This is a genomic window from Streptomyces sp. NPDC001750 (genome assembly GCF_042892615.1).
Classification (GTDB): Bacteria; Actinomycetota; Actinomycetes; order Streptomycetales; family Streptomycetaceae; genus Streptomyces.
Map to the genome: position 1 here is coordinate 1 of NZ_JBIAUE010000053.1, position 25,346 is coordinate 25,346.

Annotated in this window: 21 protein-coding genes and 4 pseudogenes; 15 read left to right on the forward strand and 10 right to left on the reverse strand. The window is 69.6% G+C overall.

The annotated features are described in order from the left end of the window. Window positions 1–208 precede the first annotated feature (208 nt). Window positions 209–1,228: a dihydrodipicolinate synthase family protein gene (locus tag ACFYY6_RS36725; RefSeq protein WP_386610484.1), complete on the forward strand. Its 1,020-nt coding sequence runs from the start codon at window positions 209–211 to the stop codon at window positions 1,226–1,228. Beyond that, the gene (locus tag ACFYY6_RS36730) at window positions 1,212–2,240 is read left to right on the forward strand and encodes a hydroxyacid dehydrogenase (RefSeq protein ID WP_386610482.1); all 1,029 of its coding nucleotides are present in this window, start codon (window positions 1,212–1,214) and stop codon (window positions 2,238–2,240) included. The genes ACFYY6_RS36725 and ACFYY6_RS36730 overlap by 17 nt, the downstream gene beginning before the upstream one ends. Window positions 2,241–2,913: 673 nt before the next feature. On the opposite strand, the gene ACFYY6_RS36735 is transcribed toward ACFYY6_RS36730, so the two are convergent. Further along, a complete protein-coding gene (locus tag ACFYY6_RS36735) occupies window positions 2,914–3,456 on the reverse strand; it encodes a cupin domain-containing protein (RefSeq protein WP_389197527.1) in 543 nt (180 codons plus the stop codon). 251 nt (window positions 3,457–3,707) lie between these two features. On the opposite strand from ACFYY6_RS36735, the pseudogene ACFYY6_RS36740 reads away from it, so the two are divergent. Continuing rightward, window positions 3,708–4,277: pseudogene (locus ACFYY6_RS36740) on the forward strand (opine oxidase subunit A); the annotation flags it as partial. Between the two features lie 284 nt (window positions 4,278–4,561). Next, window positions 4,562–5,188 (forward strand): hypothetical protein, encoded by a 627-nt coding sequence (locus tag ACFYY6_RS36745; protein ID WP_389197549.1) that lies wholly within the window; start codon window positions 4,562–4,564, stop codon window positions 5,186–5,188. On the opposite strand, the gene ACFYY6_RS36750 is transcribed toward ACFYY6_RS36745, so the two are convergent. Beyond that, window positions 5,145–5,537 carry a GNAT family N-acetyltransferase gene (locus tag ACFYY6_RS36750; protein WP_351524691.1) on the reverse strand — a complete coding sequence of 131 codons (393 nt, stop codon included), beginning with the start codon at window positions 5,535–5,537 and terminating at the stop codon, window positions 5,145–5,147. The two genes, ACFYY6_RS36745 and ACFYY6_RS36750, sit on opposite strands and share 44 nt — an antisense overlap. A 111-nt stretch (window positions 5,538–5,648) precedes the next feature. Continuing rightward, window positions 5,649–5,954, reverse strand: coding sequence for a hypothetical protein (locus ACFYY6_RS36755; RefSeq protein ID WP_389197529.1), 306 nt, complete (start codon window positions 5,952–5,954; stop codon window positions 5,649–5,651). Between the two features lie 266 nt (window positions 5,955–6,220). Here ACFYY6_RS36755 and ACFYY6_RS36760 point away from each other — a divergent pair, with 266 nt between their 5' ends. The 3 genes from ACFYY6_RS36760 to ACFYY6_RS36770 are packed head-to-tail and all read left to right on the forward strand — an operon-like array spanning window position 6,221 to window position 9,834. Next, on the forward strand, window positions 6,221–7,516 hold the full coding sequence (locus ACFYY6_RS36760) for a glutamine synthetase family protein (protein WP_351524692.1): 1,296 nt from the start codon (window positions 6,221–6,223) through the stop codon (window positions 7,514–7,516). After that, window positions 7,506–8,645, forward strand: coding sequence for an amidohydrolase family protein (locus ACFYY6_RS36765; RefSeq protein ID WP_389197531.1), 1,140 nt, complete (start codon window positions 7,506–7,508; stop codon window positions 8,643–8,645). The genes ACFYY6_RS36760 and ACFYY6_RS36765 overlap by 11 nt, the downstream gene beginning before the upstream one ends. Beyond that, window positions 8,638–9,834, forward strand: a complete 1,197-nt coding sequence (locus ACFYY6_RS36770) for a M20 family metallopeptidase (protein WP_351524694.1) — start codon at window positions 8,638–8,640, stop codon at window positions 9,832–9,834. The genes ACFYY6_RS36765 and ACFYY6_RS36770 overlap by 8 nt, the downstream gene beginning before the upstream one ends. Before the next feature lie 125 nt (window positions 9,835–9,959). Here ACFYY6_RS36770 and ACFYY6_RS36775 read toward each other — a convergent pair whose 3' ends face one another. Next, entirely contained in the window at window positions 9,960–10,817 is an 858-nt protein-coding gene (locus ACFYY6_RS36775) for a MurR/RpiR family transcriptional regulator (protein WP_351635453.1), read from the reverse strand. A gap of 191 nt (window positions 10,818–11,008) precedes the next feature. Next, complete coding sequence (gene rocD / locus ACFYY6_RS36780) at window positions 11,009–12,214, reverse strand: ornithine--oxo-acid transaminase (RefSeq protein ID WP_389197534.1); 1,206 nt, start codon at window positions 12,212–12,214, stop codon at window positions 11,009–11,011. 533 nt (window positions 12,215–12,747) lie between these two features. Between rocD and ACFYY6_RS36785 the strand changes: the two genes are divergently transcribed. Beyond that, window positions 12,748–14,094, forward strand: a complete 1,347-nt coding sequence (locus ACFYY6_RS36785) for a M20 family metallopeptidase (protein WP_389197536.1) — start codon at window positions 12,748–12,750, stop codon at window positions 14,092–14,094. A 159-nt stretch (window positions 14,095–14,253) separates the two neighbouring features. Next, window positions 14,254–15,699 carry a purine-cytosine permease family protein gene (locus tag ACFYY6_RS36790; protein WP_389197538.1) on the forward strand — a complete coding sequence of 482 codons (1,446 nt, stop codon included), beginning with the start codon at window positions 14,254–14,256 and terminating at the stop codon, window positions 15,697–15,699. Between the two features lie 603 nt (window positions 15,700–16,302). Here the strand turns inward: ACFYY6_RS36790 and ACFYY6_RS36795 are convergent. Continuing rightward, window positions 16,303–16,593: a hypothetical protein gene (locus ACFYY6_RS36795; protein WP_389197551.1), complete on the reverse strand. Its 291-nt coding sequence runs from the start codon at window positions 16,591–16,593 to the stop codon at window positions 16,303–16,305. Window positions 16,594–16,878: 285 nt separating this feature from the next. Between ACFYY6_RS36795 and ACFYY6_RS36800 the strand changes: the two genes are divergently transcribed. After that, complete coding sequence (locus ACFYY6_RS36800; RefSeq protein ID WP_351524699.1) at window positions 16,879–18,225, forward strand: NADH-quinone oxidoreductase subunit D; 1,347 nt, start codon at window positions 16,879–16,881, stop codon at window positions 18,223–18,225. Window positions 18,226–18,602: 377 nt separating this feature from the next. Here the strand turns inward: ACFYY6_RS36800 and ACFYY6_RS36805 are convergent, their stop codons facing one another. Then, entirely contained in the window at window positions 18,603–18,779 is a 177-nt protein-coding gene (locus ACFYY6_RS36805) for a rhodanese-like domain-containing protein (RefSeq protein ID WP_388653174.1), read from the reverse strand. 275 nt (window positions 18,780–19,054) lie between these two features. Between ACFYY6_RS36805 and ACFYY6_RS36810 the strand changes: the two genes are divergently transcribed. Beyond that, complete coding sequence (locus tag ACFYY6_RS36810) at window positions 19,055–20,227, forward strand: MFS transporter (protein ID WP_389197540.1); 1,173 nt, start codon at window positions 19,055–19,057, stop codon at window positions 20,225–20,227. A gap of 151 nt (window positions 20,228–20,378) precedes the next feature. Here the strand turns inward: ACFYY6_RS36810 and ACFYY6_RS36815 are convergent, their stop codons facing one another. Next, window positions 20,379–20,519: a DUF6207 family protein gene (locus ACFYY6_RS36815; protein ID WP_386610469.1), complete on the reverse strand. Its 141-nt coding sequence runs from the start codon at window positions 20,517–20,519 to the stop codon at window positions 20,379–20,381. A 27-nt stretch (window positions 20,520–20,546) separates the two neighbouring features. Here ACFYY6_RS36815 and ACFYY6_RS36820 point away from each other — a divergent pair. Beyond that, a pseudogene (locus tag ACFYY6_RS36820) lies at window positions 20,547–20,741 on the forward strand (kinase); the annotation flags it as partial. Between the two features lie 104 nt (window positions 20,742–20,845). On the opposite strand, the pseudogene ACFYY6_RS36825 reads toward ACFYY6_RS36820, so the two are convergent. Both ACFYY6_RS36825 and ACFYY6_RS36830 read right to left on the reverse strand, forming a co-directional pair. After that, a pseudogene (locus tag ACFYY6_RS36825) lies at window positions 20,846–21,203 on the reverse strand (transposase); the annotation flags it as partial. Window positions 21,204–21,326: 123 nt separating this feature from the next. Then, window positions 21,327–21,665, reverse strand: a complete 339-nt coding sequence (locus ACFYY6_RS36830) for a transposase (protein WP_389197543.1) — start codon at window positions 21,663–21,665, stop codon at window positions 21,327–21,329. 490 nt (window positions 21,666–22,155) lie between these two features. Here ACFYY6_RS36830 and ACFYY6_RS36835 point away from each other — a divergent pair. From ACFYY6_RS36835 to ACFYY6_RS36845, 3 genes and pseudogenes are all read left to right on the forward strand, one after another. Continuing rightward, a pseudogene (locus tag ACFYY6_RS36835) lies at window positions 22,156–22,342 on the forward strand (IS110 family transposase); the annotation flags it as partial. Window positions 22,343–23,030: 688 nt separating this feature from the next. Beyond that, window positions 23,031–23,876 (forward strand): reverse transcriptase domain-containing protein, encoded by an 846-nt coding sequence (locus ACFYY6_RS36840; RefSeq protein WP_389197545.1) that lies wholly within the window; start codon window positions 23,031–23,033, stop codon window positions 23,874–23,876. Window positions 23,877–24,436: 560 nt separating this feature from the next. After that, on the forward strand, window positions 24,437–25,294 hold the full coding sequence (locus tag ACFYY6_RS36845) for a group II intron maturase-specific domain-containing protein (protein WP_389197547.1): 858 nt from the start codon (window positions 24,437–24,439) through the stop codon (window positions 25,292–25,294). The last annotated feature ends 52 nt before the right edge of the window (window positions 25,295–25,346 follow it).

Sequence of the window (25,346 nt, forward strand, 5' to 3'; positions counted from 1 at the left end):
CCCTCGTCGAATGGCAGGCCGACTGGCTGCGCCGCGGGCTGCCACTGTCCGGCAAGCCCACCAAGTTCCAGGTCCGCGACGGAAGGTTCTGATCCCCGTGTCCCGTACGCCCGCAGCCGCGACCGCGCCTGCACCCGGCCCCGTAGCCGCGACCACTCCCGAACCCGTACCCGCCTCGGCGGCCGCGGCAGCCCCGGCATGCACTCCGATGGACGTGCTCGCTGAGGGAGCCGTCATCCCCGCTCATCCACTCGCCCTCGGCGCCGACCGCAAGCTCGACGAGCGGCGGCAACGCGCACTGACCCGCTACTACCTGGCCTCCGGCGCGGGCGGCCTCGCCGTCGCCGTCCACACCACCCAGTTCGAGATCCGCGAACCGGGCATCGGCCTGCTGGCACCGGTCCTCGAACTCGCCGCCGAGACCGTGCGGAACGAGGCCGGCCACCCCGTCGTCACCGTCGCCGGGGCCTGCGGCCACACCGCGCAGGCCGTCGCCGAAGCCGAGCTGGCAGCCTCCTTCGGCTACGACGCCGTGCTGTTGAGCCCCGCCGTGCCCGGCGCCGACGAGGAGGGACTGCTGGACCGGGCCCGCGCCGTCGGCGAGGTGCTGCCGGTGATCGGCTTCTACCCCCAGGAGGCCGTCGGCGGCCGTTATCTCTCGCCGTCGTTCTGGAGCTCATTCGCAGACCTGCCGAACACCGCGGCCATCAAGATCGCGCCCTTCGACCGCTACCGCACCGCCGATGTCGTACGGGCCGTGGCCGCCGCCGACCGCGCCGACGAGGTCGCCCTGTACACCGGCAACGACGACGACATCATCGGCGACCTGCTCACTCCGTACGAGACCAAGGGCACTCGGCGGTGGTTCGCGGGCGGGCTGCTCGGCCAGTGGGCCGTTTGGACCGGCTCCGCCGTCACCCTCCTCGATCAGGTCCGGCGGGCACGCGCCGGGGACCACGAAGCCATGGTCGGCTGCCTCGCCCGCCGTCCGGAGCTCACCGACGCCAACAGCGCTGTGTTCGACGTGCGCGGCGGATTCCGCGGCTGCATCGCGGGTGTCCATGAAGTGCTGCGCCGCCAGGGTCTGTTGGAGGGCATCTGGTGTCTCGATCCGAAGGAGGTCCTGTCTCCCGGCCAGGCCGAAGAGATCACCCGGGTCGCCACGGCCTACCCCTGGCTCACCGACGACGACTTCGTCGCGGAGCACATCGATGACTGGCTCTCCTGACCCGGGGGCGGCCCGCCTGCCGCGGGTAGTCGTCGCCGTACCCCCGCACCTTCGCGAGCAGTTCTTCACCCCCGCGGTGTGGCAGAGCCTCTGCGCCGCGGCGCAGCCGGCCGTCCTCGACGAGCACACTGACCGGGACGCACTCGGTGCGGCGCTGCCCGGTGCCCGTGCCCTGATCACCGCTTGGGGAACGCCCCGCCTCAGCGAGGAACTCCTCGACGTCGCCGACCGACTGGCGATCGTCGCCCACACCGGATCGGCGGTCGCCCCGTACGTCACCGAGGAAGTCTTCCGGCGTGGGATCCTCGTCACCCAGGCCGGTGACGCGATGGCACGCCCGGTCGCCGAGGTGGCCCTGGCGTTCACCCTCGCCCTGCTGCACCGCATCCACCGCTTCGACCACGCGCTGCGCGGCGGAGCCGACTGGGACGAGGCCGGCCAGGCCCCGCCGCGGCACGAGATCCAGGGCTGTGCGATCGGCGTCATCGGAGCGTCCCGCACCGGTCGTGCGTACATCGAGCTTGCGAGGGCACTGGGGGCACAGGTCGCGGTCACCGACCCGTATCTGACGGCCGAGGACGCACAGCGGCTCGCGGTACGGGTGGTGCCGCTGGACGAACTGCTCCGTGGCAGCCGGATCGTCGCCGTGCACGCCCCTGCCACCGCCGAGACCCGGCGCATGCTGGGTGCGCGCGAACTGGCGCTGATGCCCGACGGCGCCGGTCTGGTCAACACCGCCCGTTCCTGGCTCGTCGACGAGGACGCGCTTCTTGCGCAGGTGTCGGCGGGCCGGCTGGACGCGGCGATCGACGTCTTCGACACCGAACCACTGCCGGTCCGCCACCCGTTCCGGAAACTGCCGAACGTTCTGCTGACCCCTCATCAGGCGGCGGGCACCGTCGAGTGCCGTCAGCGGCTCGGCGCAAGTGCCGTGGAGGAGGTGCTGCGGTTCCTGCGCGGCGATCCACTATTGCACTTCGTGGGGCCGGACGCACTGGCTCGCGTCCTTTGATCACACGATCGCAACCACACCGGGCCCCAGAGGCCGACCTGCTTTGTCGAAGGCGTGAGCCGAACACAGTACGTGCGGACCAGGTCTGCTCGTCAGCCTTCGACCGATGCCCACTGACGGGGCCGCTTCCGGCGCATCCCCGGCGACCGGGCCGCAGGATCGCGGTGGGTGGTGCCGGGTGATCAGACGGGCGGGCCCCTCGACGTCCGCACGGCGGTGGATCGGCATCGCCTCGTTCGCCCGTACGTCCGGCGCGGCGTGGCCGGATGGAGCTCCTGACTAGTGCCGCATCAGGCAACGTTCGCCCCGTCGCGACGCCCGGCACGCCCTCTCGCCGCACCGGCCGAAATCCCAAGTACATCCAGTACGAGGGCTTCCGGCCGGCACACCGAGAGCACGTACCGGACGCGCTCCTTGACGGGCAAACGTTGCCTGCCGCGGCACTAGTGCCGTGACCGACAAGGTTCGCCCGAAAGGAGCGTCGTCCGGTCGTGCGATCGCAAGGCGGCCGAAAGCCCTCGGATGGGGTCTCCCCTGCTCGAACGAAGTCGAGAGCTTGGGGAAGGGCTACGTGGGCTCTCGGCCAACGCCGAAGGGGGTCCCCCTGGCCCTTGAGGCCTTGGGGGAGTGCGTGCCGGACGGTGCGACGGGGCAAACGTTGCCGGGAGCGGCACTAGGGTGTGGGCGGTGTCACTGACGTCAGATAGCTCGCGGGTTCGTTCGTGTCGTTGGTGTAGCGGTGGGGTCGTGTGGCGTCGAAGGTCAGTGCCTCGCCTGCCCGTACGTCGTAAATCTGGCCGGCGACGTGCACGGTGACCGTGCCGGTGATGACGTAGGCGCACTCGACCGCGGCATGGCTCCACTCCTCGTCGCTGGATGCCTGGCCCGGTTCGAGGGTGCCGAGGAGGACTTCGAGCTGGCCGAGGTGCAGCGCCATGAACACCGACCAGGGTCTGGTCTTCCGTGAGGGAAGGGCACTGGCGTTCTTGCCGGCCGTCGTGTTCCTCGCGTTCTGCGTCGTCTTCTTCGTCGTGTTCAAGACCTTCGACATGACCGCGCTCGCCGCAGGGGGTGTCGTCGCGCTGCTCGTCGGCGCCTTGTTCGCCAAGCCGTACGCGGCGTACTGGTCCGCCGTGACGAGGGGGATCGGATCGCCCACCGCGGTGACGATCGTGATGATGCTGTTCTGCGTGGGGCTGATGTCCGCCCTGATCAAGGAGACCAACGTCTCCGGCGGGTTCGTGTGGCTCGCCGGACTCCTCGGCGTCGGCGGTGGCACCTTCACCCTGTTCACGTTCCCTGCACCCCACCGCCGGCTACGACTGGGCCACCGACCTCATCCGCTGCTTCGAGACGGACCCGCGCCTGACAACGGAGTTCGGCTGGTCGGCGATCGGCGTCCTGAACGGCGACGCAACCCCGGACGTCCTGCGCGTGGCGATCAACCACCCCGAACACGGCACTCGCGTGATCGGCGCGCGTCGACTGCTGATCGCCACCGGCGCCTACGACCTTCCCATCGCCTTCCCCGGCTGGACGCTGCCCGGCGTCCTGACCGCCGGCGCCGCTCAAACCCTGGTCAAGGCACAGAAGGTCGCACCCGTCGGCGACGTCGTGCTGGCCGGCGCGCACCCACTGCTGATGCTCGTGGCCGATCTACTCGTCCGCGACGGCGTCCCGGTGCGCGAGGTCGCGTTCGCGCAGAGCATCCCGACCCCGGTGGATCTGCTCAACGCCCTGGGCGCCGTACCCGGTCATCTACGGATGCTCGCAGAGACGGGCGCGATCCTGGCACGACTGGTACGCAAGGGCGTCCGCGTCTCGCCCCGGACCGTCGTAACGGCCGCCCACGGCACAGAACGCGTTTCCCGGATTGAACTCGCCCGGGTCGACCGGCGGTGGAAAGTGACGGGCACCCCCCGCGAGGTCGCCGCATCGCATCTCGTACTCGGCTACGGCTTCTCCGCGTCGACGGAACTCGCCCGCCAAATCGGATGCGACCTCGTCTTCGACTCGCCACGGGGCGGCTGGGTGGTCGCACACGACGAACGACTACAGACGTCTGTCCCTGGAGTGTTCGTCGCCGGCGAGCCCACCGGCGTCGCGGGCGCCGACCAGTCCCGCGCCGAGGGCGCGCTCGCGGGCCTCGGGATCGCCGCCGACCTCGGACGCGCCGTGCCCCCCCCACGCTGTTCGCCGAAGCGGAACGCGGCATCCGCACCGCGACACGATTCTCCACCGTGGTGCAACGCATGTTCGAACCGATCCGTGAGGCACTCGGCGACCTCGCGACACGGGAAACCACTGTCTGCCGATGCGAGATGGTCACACGCGGCACCCTCGACGACTTCCTCACATCGTCACCGTTCGTCAGTAACGTCAACGCCGTCAAGCTCTCCTGCCGCACGGGCATGGGCCCCTGCCAGGGACGCTACTGCGAAGGCAGCGTCGGTACGATCCTCGCCGCGGCACGAGGGCAGTCGATCGGCCTCGGCGGACGCTTCTCCGCCCACCTGCCCGTCAAACCGGTGCCCGTCGGAGACCTCCGGGCCCTCGACGCGGCCCCCGAGCCCCCCCGCACCGGGCGGACCGGACATCCCGCGTCCATAACCGGCATGCCACGCCCCCAGGGCCGTGACCGGTGGCCAGGCAGACCGCGCCACCGGTCACGGCTTCACGCACGCTTCCCTGAGCGGCACGATGCGGTCGGTGCCGATGCCCGAGGCCGACGCGGCCGCCTTTCCGCGCACTCTCGCCCGACGCCGTGTCGACGTGCTGTTCGCCATGCTCCGCGACGGAACCTTCCACGAATCACGACCTGCAGCGGCTGCCTGACCGGGGGTGCGAGGCAAACCGACCTCTACACGGAAGCACCTTCCACACCCGGCAGGTGCACTGCGCCGCTCAGCGGATCCGCCTTTCCCAACTCCAGCTCCCCAACCTTCTGATCCCGCTCATCTCCCCGGTCAGCCGGAAGCCCAGCCCCAGGTGGAAACCCTCGGGGCCGCCCTCGCCCGGGTGCCAGGTGGTGGTCAGTCGGGTGCCGCCACGGCGGCGGATTTCGGCTGCCACGGACTCGACCGCGAAGCGGCCGTATCCGCGTCCCTGTTCGCCAGCCGCGATGTTGAGTCGCCACAGTCCCGAGCGGATGTCGGCGCCTTTGCCATCGCCCGCGAAGTCGATGTCGAGGAAGGCCATGAGGAAGCCGACAGGCCGGTCGCCGTCGAAGATGAGGCGGGGCCAAGCTATGTCGGGGTATACGTATGCCTCGGCGAGGGACTTCATCACCGGCGCCACCAGGAGCTCCTGGTCAGGGCGAACCTTCAGACCACATGCTGGCGGAAGGCGGGGGCATCGCGCCGCCTCCAGGTGGCCACCGGTACGCCGGCACGAGCGGCGATGTCCGCTTCATTGGAGTCTGTCCAGCCGCACCGAATCTGGCCGGAGCGGCTGTCCAGCGAACTGCCGGCGCATGCCGAGGGCGTCGAGGTCGCCGCGGCGTTGTCCGGTGAGTCTGGCGGCGCGTTCGCGGACGTTGTCGAGCCGCGTACCGAGCTTCTCCGGCTGATCCGATACTCGCCGCGTGCCCTCCGCGTCGAGGTGATCGGCGAGCTTGAACGACGTGTACTGGCTGTCGGCATCGGAGTGGTGGACCGGCGGCCCGGGGGTATGCGGGCGTCCCTCGCGGTCGCGCTGCCACAGGTCCATCTCCATGGAAGCCAGGACGAGTTGGGTCTCCTCGGAAGTGGAGGCCGGCCGGCCGACGATGTGCGCCGGGAGAAGGTGTCCACAAGGAAGGCGACGTAGACGGCCCCGTGTGGGTTGCTGACGCACGGTGCCGAACGCGAATGAAACGAAGATTCCGTGTATGGCGCCCTTGACCATGAGTGAAAGATTTGTAACTCTCAATGTCCCTGCGGCCCGCCCGCGCCCCGCAGCACCCCGCGGCACGGAGACGCGGCCCGAGCGAAGAGGTAGACATGAGTTCTTCATCCACGGTGTTCGTGGCGACCAACGACCTGTCCGGATTCACCCGCGGGCGTGCCGCGCCGGGCAACGCGGCCGACGGCGTGCTGCGCCGCGGTGTGGGATGGGTCCCGGCCGATCTCGCGGTGACGGCATTCGGGGAGATCGCGCCGAACCCGTTCGGCGCGACGGGCGACCTGAAGCTGCTGCCAGCCGAGTCCAGCGGCGTGGACATCCCCGCCCGTGGCGATGTGCCGGGGGTGCGTCTGTATCTCGCCGACCAGGTGCTGCCGGACGGCACCCCGTGGGACAACTGCCCGCGCACGTTCGCCCGCAGGGCCCTCGACGACTTCCGGCGTGCCACGGGGCTGGAGGTGGTGGCCACCTTCGAGCACGAGTTCATGATCCCCGGACTCGACAGCGGCGCCCCGTTCTCCTTCACCCGGTTCCGGTCCGCCGAGCCGTTCGGCGGCGAACTGGTGGCGCTGCTGGACCGGATGGGACTCGAACCGGAGACGTGGCTGCCGGAGTTCGGCACCGATCAGTTCGAGATCACCCTGCGCCCGGCCGACGGCCTGACCGCCGCGGACCGCGCGGTCGTCCTGCGGGAAGTGGTCCGCGACCTGGCCTCCCGGCACGGACACCGAGCCACGTTCGCGCCGCTGCTGGATCCCGACGGCAGCGGCAACGGCGTGCACGTCCACCTCTCCCTGCGCGACGCGGCGACCGGACGCCCGGCCCTCTTCGACGCCTCCCGTCCCGGCGGACTCTCCGAGCTGGGCGGGCGGTTCGGCGCGGGGATCCTCCGGCACGCCCGGGCGCTGCTCTCGTTCACGGCGGGCAGCCCCAGTTCGTATCTGCGGCTGGCGCCCGAGCGCTGGAGCTCCGCCGGGGTCTTCCTGGCCGAGCGCAACCGGGAGGCCCTGCTGCGGATCTGCCCGACGAGCAGCCTGGGCGGCGGCGTCGCGGCCGACCAGTTCAACCTGGAGTACCGTGCCGCGGACGCGACCGCCAACCCGTGGCTGGTTCTCGGAGTACTGGTACGGGCCGGACTGCGGGGAGTGGAGGCGGACTACGCGCAGCCGCGGGTATGGCCCGAGGAGGCCGGGGAAGCGGACCTCGCGGAGGTGCCCTGCCTGCCCCGCGGCCTGGAGGAGGCCCTCCTCGAACTCGACAAGGACGACGTGGTGTCCGGCTGGTTCTCCGACGAGCTGCTGGAGACCCACCGCTCGGTGAAGCGGTCGGAACTGGCCGCGGTCTCCGGTCTGGACGAGCGGGACGTGTGCGGGCGGGTCGCCGATGTCTACTGAGCTGCGACGCCACATCGCCGAGCTGCCGCTGGTCGACCACCACGTCCACGCCTCGCTCGCCTCGCCGGTGTCCCGCGGGCAGTTCGAGACGCTGATCACCGAGTCCGACCGCCCCCTCCCGGCCGAGGTCACCCAGTTCGACTCCCAGATCGGGTTCGCGATACGCCGCCACTGCGCACCGCTGCTCGGTCTGCCCCCTCACGCGTCGGCGGACGCGTACTGGGCCGCGCGGTCCGAGCGCACCCCGGAGCAGTTGTCGGACCTCTTCCTCGCCGCGGCCGGCGTCTCCGACTGGTTGTTGGACACCGGTTTCAAGAGCGATGAGCTGCTGTCGCCCGGCACGCTCGCCGAGCGCCTGCCCTCCCGGTTCTCCGAGATCGTGCGCTTGGAGACCGTCCTCGAGGACGTCGCTCCGAGGAGCAGCGCCGCGGGCCTCGCCGACGACTTCCGGACGGCGCTCGCCGAGGCCACTGCATCGGCGGTCGGCCTGAAGTCGATCATCGCCTACCGCTACGGCTTCGACTTCGCTCCCGCCCGCCCCTCCGTCCAGGAGGTGGAACGGGCGGCCGGTGCCTGGCTGCGCGAGCTGGCGGCGGGTGCCCCCGTCCGCGTGAGCGACCCGGTGCTGCTGCGCATGGCCCTGTGGACAGGCGTGGACACCGGTCTGCCCCTGCAACTGCATGCCGGGTACGGTGACCCCGACCTTGATCTGCGACGGTGCGACCCGCTGCTGCTGATGCCCTGGCTCAAGGAGATCGAGGGCGCCGGAACGGATGTCGTGCTGCTGCACTGCTACCCGTTCCACCGCAACGCGGGGTTCCTCGCCCAGGTGTTTCCCCACGTCTACTTCGACGTCGGTCTCGGGGTGAACTACACCGGTGCCGCGTCCACCTCCGTCGTCGCCGAGAGTCTCGAACTGGCCCCCTTCACCAAGGTGCTGTACTCCTCCGACGCCTGGGGGCCGCCCGAACTCCATCACCTGGGCGCCGTGCTCTGGCGGCGCGGCATGTCCCGGGCGCTCGGCGACTGGGTGGAGGAGGGCGAGTGGGCCGAGGCCGACGCCGCCCGCGTCGCCACGATGATCGGACGTACCAACGCACAGCGTCTCTACGGACTGCCCCATGCCTGACCCGACCACGTACGAAGCCCTGTGGTCCGCCCTGGGTCGGCACCTCCCCGCGGCGCTCGATCTCAGACGCCGACTGCACCGCGAGCCCGATCTGTCGGGTGACGAGGCATCGACCCGGGACATGGTGCTGGCCGCGCTGCCGGGTGCCGGTGCGGCGGTGGAGGTGGCCGGGACCGGTGCCGTGCTGCGCATCGGTGGGCCGGGACCGGCGATCGGTGTGCGCGGGGAGATGGACGCGCTGCCCGTCACCGAGGACACCGATGTCGCATGGGCATCGGCCCGGCCGGGTGTCATGCACGCGTGCGGTCATGACGCCCACCTCGCCGCGCTCGTCGCCGTGGCGGGAGCCCTGGCCGAGACCGGGCCTCCGGTCCCCCTGCTCGCCGTGCTGCAGCCGCGCGAGGAGACCTACCCGTCCGGGGCACGGGACATCACCACCAGTGGCGTCCTGGACTCCGAGCGGTGCGCTGCCATGGTGGGCGTCCATGTCCAGCCCCTGCTCGCCCGGGGCGAGGTGGCGTGCACCGCGGGGGGCGTCAACGGTTCGTCCGACGAGTTCGAGATCGCCGTGCAGGGCAGACCCGGACACGCCGCGTACCCTCATCTGACGAACGATGCCCTGCTGGCGATGTCCGAGATCGTTGTCGCGCTCCAGAGCGTGGTGAGCCGGTCCGTCGATCCGATGGCTCCCGCCGTTGTGGGAGTGTCGTCGTTCTCGGCGGGCAACGCCGCGAACGTGATCGCCGGCACGGCGCGGGCGACCGGCACCGTCCGGGCGCTGGCCTCCTCGACCCGGGAACTGATTCACCGGCGGATCACGGAGGTCGCCGAATCCGTCGCACGCGCGCACGCCTGCACCGCGTCGGTGACCATCACCCACGGGGAACCCGTGCTCGACAACGACCCGGCTCTGGTGCGGAGGATTGCGCACGAACTGGACCGCCGGGGGCTTTCGGTCTCCCGGAACCTGCGCTCCCTGGGCTCGGACGACTTCTCGTACTTCTGCGAGCGCGTGCCCTCGGCCATGCTGTTCGTCGGCACGAAGACGTCCGAGCCGTTGCACTCCTCGCGCTTCCTGCCCGATGACGCGGACGTCCATGCCCTCGCCACGGCCTTGATGGCGGGATACCTCGGAACGGCTGTCGCCCTGGAGGACCACGCCGGTGCCCCGGGAGCACCGGCCGGATAGCGGCCCACCAGTCCGACGGCCCCGGGGGCCAGCCGCCGCTGCTGCGCGGGACCGGCCCCCGGGCCGTTCGCAGGGTCCGGAAACAGGGCGTGCACGGACCGGGACAGTGAGTCCGGCCGTGCCGTTCAGGCGTGGTCGGTCGCCGTCTCGAACCGTTCCATGCGCTCCCTGCCCGCCGCGCCCATGGCGTCCGTCACCGCTGCCACCAGGCTCTCGCTCAGGGCCATCGCGGCCACGAGGGAGTCGAACGGCGAGGCGGACTCCACACGTGCCGGAAGAACGACCTTGGCCAGCTTGGCGATGGGAGAGAGCCAGTTGTCCGTCATCAGACACACGGTGGCGCCCCGGGCCGCCATCCCCTCGCTGAAGCGGAGGCTCGACTCGCTGTAGCGGCGGTAGTCGAGGACGAGGAGGACCGTGTTGGAGTCGGCGTCGGCGAGTGTCCTGCGACGCTCCATCTCCTCCTGGCCGACCACGTCGACGTCCTCGCGCAGTTGCCACAGGTGGATGACCAGGTACTCGGCCAGCAGCCGGCTGAACCGGCCCCCGGCCACGCGCACGCTCCGGGCCGGGTCGCCGAGAAGCTTGACGAGGGTGGCGAACTCCGACTCCGGCAGCTCCGCGTAGGTGGCCTCCAGCAACTGCGCGAAGGCCCGGTGCGTCTCCGGAAGCACCCCCTTCGCGGAGGTCGACGCCTTCTCGGCGTACTGCTTCAGCGGGGAGCCCAGTTCCCCGTTCAGCTCGTGGACCAGGGAACGCTGGAAAGCCGGGAATCCGGCGAAGCCGAGCCGGGTGACGAAACGGACCACCGTCGCCGAGCTCACACCGGCACCGGCGGCCAGGTCCGCGACGGTGGTGAGGCCGGCCGTGGGGTAATGGGCCAGCACCGCGCGGGCGACCTTGCGTTCGCCGTTGCTGAGTCCGTCCATGGCGGAGAGCAGCAGCTTCCGCACCGACGCGTAACCGCCCGGTATCGTCTCCATTTTTCAAGGCTACCAAGGCAGGGTGCGCTGAAACGTTCGTTACATCAGACCGCGCCGAGGCTGGGACGGCGCACGGGCCGCCCCACGGCGACCACTCATGCAATGGAGGCGGGCCCGCAGAGCGTGTTCTCATGCCCCGGGCCCGCGAGAAGACACCCGGCCCCCACGCAGGAGGCCGGGCCGGCACGTCGTCAGCTCCGCGCCTCATCAAGAACACCGGCCAGGGCGTCCACGAGTAGATCGATCTCGTCCTCGGTCGCCACTAGCGGAGGGGCGAACCGCACTGTCGATCCGTGGGTGTCCTTGGCCAGTACGCCGCGCCGCATGAGGCCCTCGCACGCCTCGCGTCCGGTCATCAGCTCGGGGTCGATGTCGACCCCGGCCCACAGCCCCCTGACCCGCACCGCCAGCACTCCGGCGCCGACCAACCCCCGCAGGCGGGATTCCAGCCGCTTGCCCAGGACGCGGGCGAGCTCCTGGTACTCGCCCGTCGACAGCATCGCGACCACTTCGTGGCCGATCGCGGCCGCCAGGGGATTCCCGCCGAATGTCGAGCCGTGGGTGCCGGGGGTGATGACGCCGAGCACGTCGTCGTCGGCGGCCACGGCGGAGATCGGGTAGAGACCGCCGCCCAGGGCCTTGCCGAGGACGTAGATGTCCGGGACGACGTCCTCGTGGTCGCAGGCGAAGGTGCGGCCGGTACGGGCCAGACCGGACTGGATCTCGTCGGCCACCATCAGAACGTTGCGGCGCCTGCACAGCTCGCGCAGTTCCTTCAGGAATCCGGGCGGCGGGACGACCACGCCGCCCTCGCCCTGCACGGGTTCGAAGAGGACCGCGACCACCGTGTCGTCGATCGCGTCGGCGACCGCCCGGACGTCGCCGTAGGGCACCCGCACGAACCCGGGCGTGAACGGCCCGTAGTGGTCGGTGGCGACCGGGTCGTCGGAGAAGCTGACGACCGTGGTCGTCCGCCCGTGGAAGTTGCCGCTCATCGTGATGACGGTGGCACGGCCTGCCTCCACCCCCTTCACGACGTAGCCCCACTTGCGGCTCACCTTGATGGCCGTCTCGACCGCCTCGGCGCCGCTGTTCATCGGCAGGACGCGTTCCTTCCCGGTGAGCCGGGCGAGCGCCTCGGCGAACGGGCCGAGCTGGTCGTTGTAGAAGGCCCGGCTGGTCAGGGCGAGCCGGTCGAGCTGCTCATGGGCGCGCCGGAGCAGACGCGGCGGGCGATGACCGAAGTTCAGGGCGGAGTAGCCCGCCAGGCAGTCGAGATAACGGCGCCCGTCCACGTCGGTCACCCAGGCGCCGTCCGCGGAGGCGAGGACGACGGGCAGGGGATGGTAGTTGCGCGCGGCGAAGCGTTCCGTCTGCTCGATATGCTCCCGCGCCATCCGTGAAGGGGCCGGCGCGCCCGTCCCCCTCGCGCTGCCCATGCTCCCGCGCCCCTCATCGTTCTGGTTCATCCCGGCCTTCGCCTTCCCGACCGCCCGATCACGAGCGGTCGAAATTGTGGATTCATGCAGTATGGTTGACACCTAACATGAAATATTCCTTTCATTCAAGGGTTGAGGTGGCACGGAAGGGGCGCAGGGGGCGGTCCGCCCCGACTGCGGCGCGGCCACGGATCGCGCGTCGACCCGCCCAGCAGTAAGGCGCGTTGGGCAACGATGTGTGACGGCGAGGCGCCCTCGGCCTTCACGTGCGGTCGGATGCGCACGGCCGCCCCCCCCGGGGCGGTGCCGCCCGCAGGCCCGCGAACAACGCCGCGTTCAAGTCCCTCGATGGGCCGCGGATGTAACGTCTGTTGCGAAATTGTCTATTGACACGTGAAACCTATCGCCTGTTTCATTTTGGCCAAGCGGCGAGGCCCGGCACCGAGACGGTCGCGGGCGCCGTACCTTCCGAGCGCGCCAATGGAGGCGTCATGAGCTCCCCCGAAGAAACTTCCCGGTTGAACCGCCTGATGTCCGTCATCGACGGACTGCATGACGAGATGACGGCGAGCCTGCAGGAGCTCGTTCGGATCCCGTCCGTGAGCCCGAAGTATCCCGGAGTCGAGTACAAGGACCATGTCGGCCGCGAAGGTGAGGCCACCGCGCTGCTCACCGACCTCTACCGCCGCGCCGGGGCATCCGTGGATGTCTTCGCCGTGGAGGAGGGACGCGACAACGCCGTCGGTCGGATCGCGGGCAAGGGCCAGGGAAACTCACTGATCTTCAACGGTCATGTGGACGTCGTCCCGGGCGGAGACCCGGCCGAGTGGACCAAGGCGCCGCCGTTCTCCGGCGAAGTGATCGGTTCCCGGATGTACGGCCGCGGGACCACCGACCAGAAGTCCGGGCTCGTCGCACAGGCCTATGCCGCGATCGCCCTGCGCGAGGCCGGGATCGAACTCGGTGGAGAGCTGCAACTGCAGTGTGTGGTCGGCGAGGAGACCGGTGACCACGCCTGCGGGACGGGCGCGGTGGTCGAGCGCGGGTACGTCGCGGACGCCGCGGTCGTCTCGGAGCCAAGCGCGCCGCCCACACCGCTGTCGATCGTGGTCGCCAGCCCCGGACTGTTGTGGTTCTCGGTCACGGTCGAGGGCAAGAAGGTGCACGGCTCCATGCGGGGCGCCACCGTCCACCCCACCCAGCCCGGCGACTCGATCGGTGTGAACGCCATCGACAAGGTCTTCCTCGTCTACCAGGCGCTGCGCGCGCTCGAGGACGAATGGGCACACACCCAGCGCCACGACCTCTGGTACAACGGCCACTTCTCCTTGCTGCCCGGTGCCATGCGGGGCGGCCCCGGCGAACTGACCGTCCCGTTCGCCCTGTCCGACTCGGCCACCATCGAGTACGGGGTCATGTATCACCCCGAGCGCTCCGCCGAGGACGTGATGGCAGAGATCCAGGCCGTCATCGACCGTGCGGCGGACGCCGATCCGTGGCTCCGCCACCACCGCCCGCGCTGTGAGTGGAAGCTCAACTGGGACCCGTTCGTCACCTCGCCCGACGACACCATCAGCCAGGCCGTCGCCGGCGCGTACCGGACCGCGGCCCAGGGCACCGACTTCTCCGACCAGCCTTCCTACACCGGGCTCTACGGCGTGTGCGACGCGACCGTGTTCACCCGGACCGGTGTGCCCTCCGTCGTCTTCGGCCCCGGCGACCTGCGCGTCGCCCACGGCAACGACGAGTACGTCGACCTCGACGAGGTCTGGCTCGCGGCCCGCACCTACGCCGTCCTCGCCACCCGCTGGTGCGGCACCGCTTCCCCCGTGTCCTGACCCGGACAGGTCTCCTCCTCGCCCGGCCGCGTCCCCGCCCGTGCGAGGCACCCCGATCATGCGCCCCGGAACGCGTTCCGGGGCGCCGAGGCGAACCCCCGCCCGCGAGGCGTCGTCGCCGCCCTCCGCAGTCCCCCGCCCCGGACCAGAGGCCCACTCATGACCACTGACGTTCCTCGCACGCAAAGCTCCGAAGACAGCTCGCCGGAGGCATACCGCCAGCCGAAGGGAGTGGAGCGGTACGGCGTCGAACCCGTACCGGACGAGCAGCGGACCGTGCGCTGGTACGACCTGTTCCAGATCATCTTCAACGTGATGCTCAACCCCGGCCTGATCCTCATCGGTGGACTCGCGGTGGTCTCGGGGCTCTCGTTCTGGGCCGCGGTCGCCGCCCAGGTACTGGGCGTCCTCATCGCCTTCTCCGCCTACACCGTCATGGCCACCGTCGGCGTCGACTACGGCCTGCCCGGGATCGTGTCGACACGGGCGTTCCTCGGCATCACGGCCTCCCGCTGGCTGGTCTCCCTGCTGCGCGCCGTCAGCTCGGCCTTCTGGTTCGCCTTCCAGACCCTGGCCGGTGCCATGGGCATCCTGGCCGTACTCGAAGCGTGGCTGGGGGTGAGGCCGTCGCTCATCGGCGTCAGCCTCGTCTTCGCGGTACTCCAGGCATCCGTCGCCCTCTTCGGATACGGATCCCTCACGTGGCTGTCGAAGGTGGCCTTCCCGGTCAAGCTCGTGATTCTCGGGTACCTCTTCTGGCTGCTCGCCAACCACCAGGCGCCGGGATTCGCGCCGAGCGAGGTGTTCTCCTACTCCGGTTCGGTCGGCTGGAAATGGGCTGTGTTCGCGGTATGGGTGAACGCCGTCGCGGCAGCATGGTTCAGCCAGGTGACGGACGCGGCCGACTACTGCCGCTACTCCAAGTCCCGTAAGGACATGTGGATCGGCACCATGGCCGCCGCGCTGCTCGGAACGGCCGGATCCGCCTTCTTCGGCGCCTACGCCGCTGCCGCGAGCCTCGGCAGAACGGCGAACGCCTTCGAGGTGATCCCCGGCCTCGGCGTCGGCTCGGTCGCGCTGATTCTCGTTCTGGTCGTGCTGGTCCTGGACAACTGGACAGTCAACGTGCTGAACGTCTATACGGGCGGCCTGGCGCTGGCGAACCTCGCCACCCGGCTGGGGCGCTTCTGGTCGACCCTGGTGGTCGCCGCCGCAGGAACGGCACTGGCCGCCTTCCCCGCGCTCATCGACGGGTTCAACGACTCCATGTCGGCGATGGGCAACGTCTTCGCCCCCCTCGTCGGCGTGCTCCTGGCCGACTACCTCGTCATCAAGCGGGGCCGCATCGACGTGCCGGCCCTCTTCGACCCCCACGGGCCCTACCGCTACACCGGCGGCGTGAACGTCCTCGCCCTCGCCTGGTGGGCACTCGGCTCCATCGCCTTCTTCGCCCTGCCCGAAACGGTGCTGCCGATCCCCTTCGTGGCGCTTGCCAGCGGAGTCGGCTACGCCCTCACGGCCATGGTGCTCTCGGCACGGCGGGACGGGACCGCGCCCCGCGTGGACGCGCCCGGCGAGCTCGGGCAGCCGACGGGCAGCGCCTGACCGCGTGTATCGAGCCGGAGGGCCTCGTGCCGCGCCGCGCGGTGGTGGATGGGAACCCGGTGGCGAAGTCCCGGACCGTGGCGAACCGCCACACCCTTGCCGTCGGCGCCGCCGAGGGGACGAGGCGCGGATCGACGACGGCCGGGCCGCCCCCCACCGGCCTTTCACGAGGCACTGCCGGCCGGGTGTATGAAGGGCCGGCTCGTGCGGATCGCCCTGGGCCCGTGCGACGAGGCGGAACTCCATCGCCGCTGGTCGCAAGCCCCTGGGCGACGAGCCCGGCCGGGCCCTGTCGGCCGAGCACCGGGCAGGCCCCGCGACCAGGACAAACCCGGCCCGGCCCGGACCGGGGCCGGTGCCCGGCCGCTAACGCTGGGGGTGGTTGGTTGCGGTGTGGGGTGGTGCGGCGAGCTGGGGTGTCGCAGACCGGGTGAGAACGGGTCGTGGTGCCTTTCGGTCTGGTGATGGGCCGGCTGACCTGGGGCTGTCGCAGTTTCGTTGGGACAGAGCGCGGGATGTCGCGGACAAGCCCCTGGGTCTGAAGGCACTGTCTGTGTTCTTGCTGGCCAGGACTGTTCTTCCTGGTCACGGCGGTGACCGGGGTCAGGGCCGTTTTATGCGGGGACGGGGCCGGGCTGGTGTCGGGGCGGTGGCCTTGTTCGGCGAGGCGGTCGAGCCGGACCTGGGCGAGCAGGTTTTGGTGATTCTTTCGGTGCCGTCACAGATCGCGGTGATCGCGGCTTGGCGGATCAGCCGGGCCAGGCTCCCGGGCAGGACCGAGGTGTGCACGAAGCGCAGAACGTCGGGCCAGGCCGGCCGGGCCGGGTGGAGGACGGCCATCTCCGCGAGCAGCAGCGCCGCGTCCACGGCCTGCGTACCGCCCGGGCACAGCACCGCCGCGAGGATCGCCCGCGTGCAATTCGTTGAGGGCCAGGTCGTCGCCGAGGGGCCGGAGCCCCTACTGTTCCGTGGTGCGGCCGTGGCTGCTGCGCTACCCGGCCCGGCCGGGTGTTCATGGCAGATGTGCGCGATCCTGGACTGAGCAGCCCCCATGCCGCCAAGCCGCGCCCTTGCGGCTGGCGCGAGGGCACGGCCAGCCGAGGCGGAACACGGCCGCCTTTCCCGATCACGCCGCGACACGTGGACGCGATCGGCGATCCGAGCGGAGGTCATGGGCTGATGAGCGGCACCGAGCAGGAGCCGGCGGGAGCCCGGGATACGACCGAGGGCCGCGTCTACACCGCCACTGGCGGCGACTGGGACGAGGTCGCCGGCGCCGCGCAGCGACAAGGGAGGGCGGATGACGAGCGGATCATCGTCAACATGGGTCCGCAACACCCGTCCACGCACGGGGTACTGCGGCTCGTCCTGGAGATCGACGGCGAGACGGTGAAGGAGGCCCGCTGCGGCATCGGGTACCTGCACACCGGCATCGAGAAGAACATGGAGTTCAGGAACTGGGTCCAGGGCACGACCTTCGTGACCCGCATGGACTACCTGACCCCGCTGTTCAACGAGACCGCTTACTGCCTGGCGGTGGAGAAGCTGCTCGGGATCACCGACCACGTGCCCGAGCGGGCCAGCGTCATCCGGGTGCTGATGATGGAGCTCAACCGCATCTCCTCGCACCTGGTGGCGCTCGCCGCTGGCGGCATGGAGATCGGCTCCACCACGCTCATGGTCTACGGATTCCGTGACCGCGAGGTCATCCTCGACATCTTCGAGCTGGTCACCGGTCTGCGCATGAACCACGGCTACGTCCGGCCCGGCGGGCTGGCGCAGGACCTGCCGCCCGGAGCACTGGACCAGATCCGCGAGGGCGTGCAGCTACTGCGCTCGCGGATGCACGAGTACGACAAGCTGGCCACCAACAACCCGACCTTCAGGGCCCGCCTGATGGACGTCGGCTACCTCGACCTCGCGGGCTGCATGGCGCTCGGCGCGACCGGGCCGATCCTGCGCGCCACCGGCCTGCCGCACGACCTGCGCAAGTCGGACCCGTACTGCGGCTACGAGCAGTACGACTTCGAGGTCGAGACGGCGGACAGCTGCGACTGCTACGGCCGCTTCCTGATCCGGCTGCGCGAGATGGAACAGTCGCTGCGGATCGTCGAGCAGTGCCTGGAGCAGCTGCGGGGCGGCGGCGGTGCGGTGATGGTCGCCGACAAGAAGATCGCGTGGCCGGCGCAGCTGGCGCTCGGCGCGGACGGGTTGGGCAACTCGCTCGATCACATCCGCACCATCATGGGCGAGTCGATGGAGGCGCTGATCCACCACTTCAAGCTGGTGACGGACGGCTTCCACGTTCCGCCGGGGCAGGTATATGTGGCGGTCGAGTCACCCAGGGGCGAGCTCGGCGTGCACGTCGTCTCCGACGGCGGCACTCGGCCGTACCGGGTGCACTTCCGCGACCCGAGCTTCACCAACCTGCAGACGGTGGCCGCGATGTGCGAGGGCGGGCAGGTCGCCGACGTCGTCGTCGCGGTGGCCAGCATCGACCCGGTGATGGGAGGCGTGGACCGGTGAATGAAATCCCTACGCACAGCGGCCACCCACCACCGAGCCGTCGTCGGCGTCCCGGCAGATGATGCCGTCGGCGGACAGCCCAGATGACCGTTCCGGCGAACCTCCTTGTTCGCGGACGCGCCCAGCCTGCGTACGAAGGAGGAAGAACCCCCTGGCCACAGGGACAGTCCTGGCCGCAGGGACAGTCCTGGCCGCAGGGACAGGGATTCAGCGGGGCTCAGAGGAACCTGCGGGATGTCGCACAGAATTCCGGGGCCGAGATCACTTGCATCGGCGATAGCGCGACACCTGTTGCATCGGACATCACGGGCCATCCGGCTGCGAGCCAGTCGGCCTTCCCGAGAACGTAGTCGTAGACCTGGCCGAAACCCAGCTGCTCAAGCCGGCCCGCAGCCCGGGGACTTATGTCGGACATGCCAGTCCCAGCAGTACACGACCACCGCCCTGGTGCGATCCAGCCGCTGTGCCGTCTCGTGGTCCAGTTTCCGCAGGCACAGGTGCACGGCCCCCGGCAGATGCATGCCCTCGTACTCCTCATGGGGCAGCACCTTCATCAGCCGCGCCCCGCCTCGGTGAGGCGCCGCACCTCGTGCCTGCTCACCCGTACGGGCATCGCGTCCATCTTCTTTGCGCAGTGCGTCGCCCCTGCTGCTCAGCCGCTTTCTCGCGCCGCCCCGAGGCTGTGCAGCTGCGCCGGACAAGGGCCGTCGCTCTCCGGAGGCGCGCAGACTGGCGGCGTGGCGGATGCGATCGAATGGCCGGCATAACGGTGGATGAGTCAGATCAGGGTGCGGCGGCCCGGAACCTGGGGCCGAACCGGTTGGCGCCGATGCGGTTCGTGCTGGCCTTCGGTGTGGTGAGCATGCTCGCCGACATCGTCTACGAGGGCGCCCGTGCCGTCACTGGCCCGTATCTGGCCACCTTCGGCGCCTCCGCTGCCCTGGTGGGCTTCATCACCGGCTTCGGTGAGGCCGTCGCTCTGGTCTTCCGCCTGTTCACCGGTCGGATCTCGGACCGCACCCACCGGCATTGGGCGCTGTCGATCGTCGGATACGCGATCACCGTCGTCGCCGTTCCGGTGCTGGCGTTGTCCACGGCGCTGTGGCAGGCCGCCGGGCTGGTGATCGCCGAACGCTTCGGCAAGGCGGTACGCACCCCCGCCCGGGACACCATGCTCGCCCAGGCCAGCGCCGACACCGGCCGGGGCACGGCGTTCGCGATCCATGAGGCACTCGACCAGTCCGGCGCACTGCTCGGGCCGCTCCTGGTCGCGGGCATGATCGCCGTTTCCGGGTACGAGCTCGGCTTCGCCGTGCTCGCGGTTCCCGGCGCGCTGGCCCTGCTCACTCTGGCCTGGCTGCGGTGTGCGGTGCCGAAGCCTGCCGCCTACGAACACCCGCACGAGGACGACGCCCGCGGCGCCGCCGGGGCCGCACCTACGCGGCTGCCGGGCCGGTTCTGGCTCTACACCGCCTTCACCTCAGTGTCGATGGCCGGGTTCGCTACCTTCGGCGTGCTCTCCTACCACCTTCAAGTCCGCCATGTCCTGTCCGCTGGTCTGATCCCGATCACCTACTCTGCGGCGATGGGGGCGGCCGCCCTGGCCGCGCTCGCCTCCGGTCACGTCTACGACCGGATCGGCCTGCGTGGTCTGGTCATCGCCTTGCCCTTGTCGGCTGCCGTGCCGTTTCTGTCCTTCTCCGCTCACCCCGCCTGGGTATGGATCGGCGCGCTGGTGTGGGGCGCGGCCATGGGCATTCATGAGTCCACCCTGCGCGCCGCCGTCGCCGACCTCGTTCCCGCCCCCCGCCGCGGCAGCGGCTACGGCGTCTTCACCGCCGCCTACGGCCTGGCCTGGCTCGCCGGCTCCACCATCATCGGTGTCCTGTACGACCGGTCGATCACCGCGGTCATCGTCTTCACCTTGGCCACCCAGCTGGCTGCCTTGGCCCTCTTCGTGCCGCTGGCCGTGCAGCGGCCCCGGACGCCCGTGGCCGGGTAGCCCTCGCCGCAGGAGGCCGTCGCGTACGCCGACTTCACCGTGCTCCCGGCCGGTACACGTCGGCATACACCGTGCCGGGACCCGGGCTCGCCCGGCAGACGCCGCACCGGGGCGATACCAGAGGTCGCCCATCGTCGTTGGAGGCCGTCCATCACCGTGCACAAGGTGTCCCGTCCGCGGCGGTGATGTCCAGGACCACGAGCCCCGGCTCGGCGACGTGCTGCTCATCGGTCTTCATGCTTCCACCGACGGCCACCAGGGCGTCCCGTTCGCCGTTCCGCAGGAGAAGCAACCCGTACGAGGGAGCATGGCAACCTGCACCGTGGACCGGCACGCCACGAAGCCGATCGCCGACGCCGTCAGCGAGACGCAACTGAGGGACTGGTACCGGCCGCGCGATCTGCTGTCCGGCGGAGTCGAGACCGTCATCGACGCGGATAGCACCCTTGCCGCGACCGTCGAGCGCATCATGCGCGACCCCGGCCTGGACGGCCTCCCGGCCCTCGACCGCTGATACTCGCCCGGCCCCATACGGCCCCGCCCTCTGGCGTGCGAGCGGGCCCCGCGTCCTTGACCGCCGACACCGCAGCGCGGGACGGTCACGGCACTAGTGCCGCATCAGGCAACGTTTGCCCTGCTCACGACCTCGCGAAGGCGTTCGTCGGCGGCGTGCTTGTTCCGCCAGATGATGTAGCGGCGGATCATGCTGCCCTGCTCCTTGTGGCTGGCGTGGTCGGTGCCGTCGAGAGTGAAGTAGCGCAGGGCGGTGAACTGGGCCTCGATCCGGTTGAGCCAGGAGCTGTTGGTCGGGGTGTAGGCGATCTCGACGTTGTTCGCCGCCGCCCACGTCGCGACCCGCTGACACCGTTTCGTCGTCAGGTGCGGGGGAGTTGTTGTCACAGACGATCGCAATGCGTACGTGTATCGGGTGTAGTGAGCGCAGGTAGCGGCAGAACTCCAGGAACTTCGACCTGTTCCCAGCGGGGTGTCGGCGGGCAGGTCGGACAGCCAGAACCGGACCGGCTCGCTCTCACCGGCGGGCCACTCGGCCAGTAGCCAGCACGCGGGCAGCTCCGGGCCGTCGGCAACCTGGCGGACCTCACGTCCGGCAGGCTGGATCCGCAGGGCCACGAACCGGGAGTACATCCGTTTCACGCCGGAGCGGCCCGTGCCGGGCCGGGAACCCTTTCGCCATTGCACGGGCCTGGCCGCCTTGCGGCAGGCCGCGACCACCAGCTCTTTCACCGGCTTGGGCTTGTCCGGGTACTTCGCCACCAGCGGGCGTCCGGTCCCGGAGTACGGCTCGGTCACCGGCGCCGCGTCGCCGGGCCGACAGCGTGCTGGCGATCCCGACCACGTAGTTCAGGCCGCGGGCCTGCAGTCCGTGCCGGAACGCGGCGGCGTCGCCGTATCCGGCGTCCGCGATGGCCAGCGGCACCTCGATGCCTCACGAGCGGGTCTCATCGAGCATGTCCAGGGCCAGCTGCAGAAGCTCCCCGAAGGGGTCGGTGGTCGCGTCGGCGAACAGGCCGAGCATACGTACTTCGTCCACGGTCGTCTCTTTTTCAGTGGGAGTTCGACGACAGGGCCCAGGGCTCTGGCGCATGCACGGCAGCGCCCCGTCAGGCGCGCGGTGACGCGGTCCGAGCGCGGTCCGGGCATTCGCTGGTGCGGACAGTGCGGACCCGGGCCAGCGTGCGGACGTGGGCAGTGCGCCGATCGTCGTGCACCGGCCGTCGCAGTCCTCCTCAAGGCCGAACTCTGGCAGGTCGGCCGCCAGTGCCCCGGCCTTCCCCTGCGCGCCAACGGCGCGCACTGACGAGCGGCCTCAGCTCCTGGAGCCCGAAACGAGGTGTCGGCCGTCGAACGCCAACCTGGAACGCATCGACGCCGCCTACCGGCGGGTGCGCCGCCAGAACGTCGCCCGGCTCTCCGCCTTCGCGGCCCTGCACGACCCTGCCTCCCGCAGCTACTACGACCGCTGCCGGGGCCGGGGGCAAGACCCACACACAGGCCCTCCTCCGCCTGGCCCGCCACCGCATCAGCGTCCTGTTCGCCACGCTCCGTGACGGAACCTTTTACGAATCACGCCTCCCCGAAGCGGTCACCGCATGACCAGCTCGGGCTTGACGAAAGACATAGGTGCGCCGTGAAGCGCGAGTTGTTCGAGTGGCGGTGAAAGGACGCCACCGTCGTCCTGTCGCAGCAGGGCGGTTGAGGCTGAGGGCAGCCCGACCCGGGAGGTGCCGGGAAGGGTGGCAAGCGGCCCTGGCAAAGCCGGGACGTATCAGCACTGCCAGATGGTGCGGGTCCGGCAGGCGAGACGGAAAGGAGTATGCGAGGAACCGGCGTTGACGCCTCCTTACTCGTCACCAGCTCGAACCTGGCGGATCTGGGCTGGTTGCGGTGCGTCCCCGTCTCCCTGGAGATGGGGAACTTCCCGGTCGATTGCTATGTGTCGGCCGGGGAGGCCACGACGAAGTGCTGCGGGGTAGTCGTGGCGATGCCGCGGGGGTATAGCCGGGCTCCTCCTCCGTCGATCGAACAGCATGTGAACACGGGAACCGTTCCGGTCCTGACCTGCGGCAACGCCTCCAGCGAGGCCGCAGGCTGGGCCCACCGTCGGCCGAACGGGCCGGGACGGGACGGAGCCGCCGTAGTACTCCGAGCCGGAAAAAGCCCGGCACATGGGGAAGGGCGGCAGCGGAATCGAGAAGGGAAGGAGACTGCAATGCCGAAAGAAGCACCGCTGAACAGCGGTGCACCAGAGGCCCCTATGGGGTCTCACCAGCGGGTATCGGGGATGCAGGCCAAACTTCACCGTTGGGCGGCGGCCGACCAAGGCCGCAGGTTCGACGATCTGTTCAACCTCGTGTGCGACCCGGCGACGCTGCTCGTGGCGTTCGAACGGGTCGCGGGAAACAAGGGGGCCAGAACGCCCGGAGTGGACGGCCTCACCGCCGTCAACGTCGAGCGGGATATTGGCCCTTATGGGTTTCTGGAGGATCTTCGTCACGTACTTAAATCGGGTGAGTTCCGCCCGCTTCCGGTGCGTGAACGGAAGATCCCCAAGCCCGGCGGCAGCGGGAAGGTCCGCAAGCTCGGCATCCCGACCATCGCCGACCGGGTGGTCCAGACCGCCCTCAAGCTGGTGCTGGAGCCGATCTTCGAGGCCGACTTCAAGCCGGTCTCCTACGGCTTCCGGCCTCTGCGGAGGGCACACGACGCGATCGCTGAGATTCACTTCTACGGCACCCACGGCTACCGCTGGGTCCTGGACGCGGACATCGAAGCGTGCTTCGACTCGATCAACCACACGGCCCTGATGGACCGGGTGCGAGTGCGGGCCAAGGACAAGCGCGTGTTGCGGCTGGTCAAGGCGTTCCTCAAGACCGGCATCCTCACCGAGGACAACAACCGCGAGGACACTCTCACCGGCACCCCGCAGGGCGGCATCCTTTCCCCACTGCTGGCGAACATCGCCTTGTCGGCGCTCGACGAGCACCTGACCGGGCCCTGGGAGCCGGGCGGGGAGATGGCCACCAGCCACCTGCGCAGACGTCGCCGTGACGCCGAACGTCCGAACTGGCGAATCGTCCGCTACGCGGACGATTGTGCGCCACGAACACAACAGGAAGCTCCGATGTAGACGGAAGCTCTTGATGTGGTGCTGCACTGGTGATGGAGGCAGGCCCTCCGGGATCGCCCACGCAGGGGGAGGTCTCAAACCACCGCAGGTCGCTCCGGTGAATGAGCCGGGGTGATGAGCACTGCGGAAAAGGCGCACGAGATGCGTCAGGTGTGTGCCGAGAAGGCGAACGCAAGTGAACCACTGCTGAAGTGTCGTAAGCGTATGAGTGGCTGCCGAAACCGGGGTCCAGTTGTTGCCCCGGGACGAGTCTGACGGGTTCCTGTATTCCTGGTCAGGCGGCGGCCCGGCATGAAGGTGGCGCGAACTCGGTGACAGGCACCAGTGCGGAACGTGGGAACCCCTCGCCGCGATGCTGCCAACCGGTCCGTGTTGAGGTCGGGTTGGCGTAAAAGGAGAACTCCAAGTAGCTGAAACTGCAAGGAGCTGAGTACCGATGCGTGGCAGGGGGACGGACCGTCTCGTAGTAGTGATGAAGTCCCTGTAATGGGGACAGAGCGAAGGGGGCGGGTCGTCCTGATCTTGTTTGGTGGTCAACCGGTACTTCCGGGAGGAGCCAGGTGAACGGATCAAGGCCGCAGGCCGAGACCAAGTCGTTTTACATTTCCAAGTCGATGGTGTGGGAGGCTTATCTGAGGGTCAAAGCCAATCGGGGTGCACCCGGGGTGGACGGCGTTTCGATCGAGCAGTTCGAGCAGAACCTCAAGGGGAATCTGTACAAGCTGTGGAATCGCATGTCGTCTGGCTCGTATTTCCCTCCAGCGGTCAAGGCCGTGGAGATCCCCAAGGCGGGCGGAAAAGGTGTCCGTGTGCTTGGGGTGCCCACGGTGGCTGACCGGATCGCCCAGACGGTGGCCGCGATGTATCTGGAGCGGCGGGTTCGGGACGCGCTCGCAGCGAGATTGGCGCAGGTCGGTCTGGAATTGCATCCGGACAAGACGCGCATCGTGTACTGCAAGGATGCGGACCGTCGCGGCTCGTACGAGCACACGTCGTTCACGTTTCTCGGGTACACGTTCCGGCCAAGACTGTCCAAGAACCGGTACGGGAAGCACTTTGTGAACTTCCTGCCCGCGGTCAGCAAGGAGGCGATCAAGGCGATGGGTAAGGAGATCCGCTCCTGGCGCATCGCCTGCCGCAGTGACATGTCCCTCGGTGACCTTGCACGGATGTACAACAGCGTCGTGCAGGGCTGGGTCAACTATTACGGGCGCTTCTACAAGTCCATGTTGTACCCCCTTCTCCGGCGTATCAACGAATACTTGGTGCGCTGGGCTTGCCGGAAGTACAAGCGACTCCACCGCCGAGAGCAGAGAGCTCGGGAACTACTGGCGGGCACCGCCCGCCGCTACCCAAATCTCTTCGCCCATTGGCGGTTCGGTCTCAAGCCTGACGGCTGGGCGATGGGAGCCGTGTGAGCCGAGAGGCTCCCGCACGGTTCTGCGAGCGGCGGCGGGTGAGATTCCCGCC

Bases quoted from the DNA above. Each gene is read 5' to 3' on its own strand.
- rocD (WP_389197534.1), bottom strand. From the start codon at position 12,214: ATGGCGCGGGAGCATATCGAGCAGACGGAACGCTTCGCCGCGCGCAAC.
- ACFYY6_RS36810 (WP_389197540.1), top strand. From the start codon at position 19,055: ATGCGGTTCGTGCTGGCCTTCGGTGTGGTGAGCATGCTCGCCGACATC.
- ACFYY6_RS36725 (WP_386610484.1), top strand. From the start codon at position 209: ATGGACGTGCTCGCTGAGGGAGCCGTCATCCCCGCTCATCCACTCGCC.
- ACFYY6_RS36755 (WP_389197529.1), bottom strand. From the start codon at position 5,954: ATGGAGATGGACCTGTGGCAGCGCGACCGCGAGGGACGCCCGCATACC.
- ACFYY6_RS36840 (WP_389197545.1), top strand. From the start codon at position 23,031: ATGCAGGCCAAACTTCACCGTTGGGCGGCGGCCGACCAAGGCCGCAGG.
- ACFYY6_RS36760 (WP_351524692.1), top strand. From the start codon at position 6,221: ATGAGTTCTTCATCCACGGTGTTCGTGGCGACCAACGACCTGTCCGGA.
- ACFYY6_RS36800 (WP_351524699.1), top strand. From the start codon at position 16,879: ATGAGCGGCACCGAGCAGGAGCCGGCGGGAGCCCGGGATACGACCGAG.
- ACFYY6_RS36775 (WP_351635453.1), bottom strand. From the start codon at position 10,817: ATGGAGACGATACCGGGCGGTTACGCGTCGGTGCGGAAGCTGCTGCTC.
- ACFYY6_RS36785 (WP_389197536.1), top strand. From the start codon at position 12,748: ATGAGCTCCCCCGAAGAAACTTCCCGGTTGAACCGCCTGATGTCCGTC.
- ACFYY6_RS36790 (WP_389197538.1), top strand. From the start codon at position 14,254: ATGACCACTGACGTTCCTCGCACGCAAAGCTCCGAAGACAGCTCGCCG.
- ACFYY6_RS36805 (WP_388653174.1), bottom strand. From the start codon at position 18,779: ATGAAGGTGCTGCCCCATGAGGAGTACGAGGGCATGCATCTGCCGGGG.
- ACFYY6_RS36745 (WP_389197549.1), top strand. From the start codon at position 4,562: ATGGTCACACGCGGCACCCTCGACGACTTCCTCACATCGTCACCGTTC.
- ACFYY6_RS36730 (WP_386610482.1), top strand. From the start codon at position 1,212: ATGACTGGCTCTCCTGACCCGGGGGCGGCCCGCCTGCCGCGGGTAGTC.
- ACFYY6_RS36765 (WP_389197531.1), top strand. From the start codon at position 7,506: ATGTCTACTGAGCTGCGACGCCACATCGCCGAGCTGCCGCTGGTCGAC.
- ACFYY6_RS36770 (WP_351524694.1), top strand. From the start codon at position 8,638: ATGCCTGACCCGACCACGTACGAAGCCCTGTGGTCCGCCCTGGGTCGG.